This window comes from Streptomyces durbertensis (assembly GCF_014156695.1).
Classification (GTDB): domain Bacteria; phylum Actinomycetota; class Actinomycetes; order Streptomycetales; family Streptomycetaceae; genus Streptomyces; species Streptomyces durbertensis.
In genome coordinates, this window is the sequence record NZ_WMLF01000606.1 from 1 (window position 1) to 2,522 (window position 2,522).

Annotated in this window: 2 protein-coding genes; both read left to right on the top strand. The window is 75.4% G+C overall.

The features are described from left to right. Nucleotides 1-234 precede the first annotated feature (234 nt). Nucleotides 235-1,872 (top strand): S1C family serine protease, encoded by a 1,638-nt coding sequence (locus tag GL263_RS24990; protein ID WP_182858010.1) that lies wholly within the window; start codon nucleotides 235-237, stop codon nucleotides 1,870-1,872. Between the two features lie 178 nt (nucleotides 1,873-2,050). Beyond that, nucleotides 2,051-2,522 (top strand): sec-independent translocase (locus tag GL263_RS24995; RefSeq protein WP_182858011.1); only part of this gene is annotated, 472 nt, incomplete at its 3' end.

The window sequence follows — 2,522 nt, forward strand, 5'->3', positions numbered from 1 at the left end:
CCGGGCTGCCGGGCGCGGAAGCCGCCTCGGGCGCCGCCCGGGACGAGGTACCGGACCGCCGCGGCGGCGCCCTCGGTGCGTACGGGCCCGGCGGCGCCGGCGGCCTCGCGTCCAACCCCGTGCCGTGACAACGCGGGGACAGCCTGCCCGCGGGTGGGAAGCCTGGTTCAATTCAGCGTGGTAGTGCCGCAGGGCCCGGCTGATCCGGGCGTCGGGTGAGGTGTGGACGACAGCATGGACGAGTCGAGATCGGGGCAGACCGGACGGCAGGACGCCGCACGGTCCGGGCAGGAGCCGCTGCACCCGCAGGACCCGTACGGCACCCCGCCGTACGGTGGCCCGGGGCCGTGGGCGCCCGCCCCGCCCGTCCAGCACCCCGCGATGCCCACGCCGCCGGCCGGTGTGCGGCTTCCCGCGCACACCGCGCACACCACACCGCCGCACGGCACGCCGGCCCCCCACGGCACACCGGGCCACGGCACGCCCGCGCACGGCACGCCCGCGCACGGCACACCGGGGCACGGGACGCCCACGCACGGCGTCGCCGCCTCCGGCACGTCGTCGCACGGCACACCGACCCCCGACGTGCCGCCGCACGACCCCGGAGGCACCGGCCACACGGCCGCCTGGCCGACGCCGTCCGGCCACGCCCCGGCCACCCCTCCGCACGGCGGACCGCACGGCGGCGCCCCGTCGGGGCCCGGCGGCGGGCGCTACGACCCCTGGGCGGTGCCCGCCCCGCCGCCCGGCGGCGAGGTGCGGATCGTCGAGGTGGTGCCCCGGCGCCGGCTCATCGTCGTCGGCGCGCTGCTGGTGGCGCTGCTCGCGGGCTGCGTCGGCGGAGCGGTCGGCATGTACGTGGAGCGGACCGGTGGCCTGGTCGGGGTGAAGCTGCCGCAGGCCGACCCGGAGAGCCCGGAGCGGCCCGCCGACAGCGTGGCCGGCATCGCCTCCGCGACGCTGCCCGGCGTGGTCACCCTGCATGTGCGGGGCGCCGGCGCCCAGGGCACCGGCACCGGCTTCGTGCTGGACGACCGCGGGCACATCCTGACCAACCACCACGTCGTCAGCCCGGCCGCCCGGGGCGGCCGGATCGTCGTCACCTTCAACAGCGGTGAGCGGGTCAACGGCCGGCTGGTGGGCGGCGACGGCGGCTACGACCTGGCGGTGGTGAAGGTCGACGGCGTCTCCGGTCTGCGACCGCTGCCGCTGGGCAACTCGGACTCCGTGCGGGTCGGCGACCCGGTGGTGGCGATCGGCGCGCCGTTCGACCTCGCGGGGACGGTCACCACCGGCATCATCAGCGCCAAGGAGCGTCCGATCACGGCGGGCGGCCGGGGCGCCGACACGGACGTGAGCTACGTCAACGCGCTCCAGACGGACGCGCCCATCAACCCGGGCAACTCCGGCGGCCCGCTGGTGGACACCAAGGGCCGGGTGATCGGCGTCAACAGCGCGATCCGCAGCGGCCGCGGCGCCGAGGACGGCCAGGCCGGCTCGGTCGGGCTGGGCTTCGCCATACCGGTGAACCAGGCCAAGCGGGTCGCGGAGGAGCTGATCAACACCGGCAGCGCCACCCACCCGGTCATCGGCGTCAGCGTGGACATGACCGACCGCAGCGAGGACGGCGCCCGGGTCGGCGGCGGCGACGACGACCGCCCCGGTGTGGTGCCCGGCGGCCCGGCGGACAAGGCCGGTATCAGGGACGGCGATCTGATCACCGCCGTCGACGGCGCCCGGGTGCGCAACGGCGAGGAGCTGATCGTGCGCATCCGCAGCCACCGCCCCGGGGACAAACTGGAGCTGACGGTCGAACGGAACGGCAAGGAGCGCAAGGTCACGGTCACGCTCGGCACGGCCGGCCGGGAGTGACCCGTGGCACACCGGACCAGCCCCGCCGCCCGGCCGCCGGCCCCCGGCGGCGGCCTGAGCCGGGCAAAGCCTTGTTGAACTCCTCCCGGCTCACTCCCGGTCGCCCGGCGGCGCCAGGTACCGTTGCGGTCTGGACCTCCGCCCCGGCCAGGCACGCAGAACCCGAGGGAGCAGCAGCGTGATCTTCGACTTTGGAGCCATGGAGCTTCTGGTGCTCGTCGTGCTGGGCATGCTGCTCTTCGGCCCGGAGAAGCTGCCGAAGGTGATCTCCGACGTCGTCTCCTTCATCCGGAAGGTCCGCTCCTTCTCCGACAGCGCCCGGGACGACATCCGCAACGAACTGGGCCCGGAGTTCAAGGACTTCGAGTTCCAGGACCTCCACCCCAAGCGGTTCGCGCAGAAGCACCTCATGGACCGGGACGACCTGGGCATCAAGGAGCTGAAGGAGATCCGGGAGAGCCTGGACCTCCGCAAGGAGCTGTCGGAGGTGACGGACGCGGTCAACGGCGTCGGCAGGCAGCCCGACGGCCCGCCGGACGTGCTGCGCAAGCCGGAACTCCCCACGAGCGACGGCGCGGCCGCGGTGGCAGGCGGCCCGCCCAGGGCGGACCTGACCAAGCGCCCCCAGCCGCCCGCCACCGCTTTCGACC

Coding starts and splice junctions, on each gene's coding strand:
- GL263_RS24990 (WP_182858010.1), top strand. CDS start 235: ATGGACGAGTCGAGATCGGGGCAGACCGGACGGCAGGACGCCGCACGG.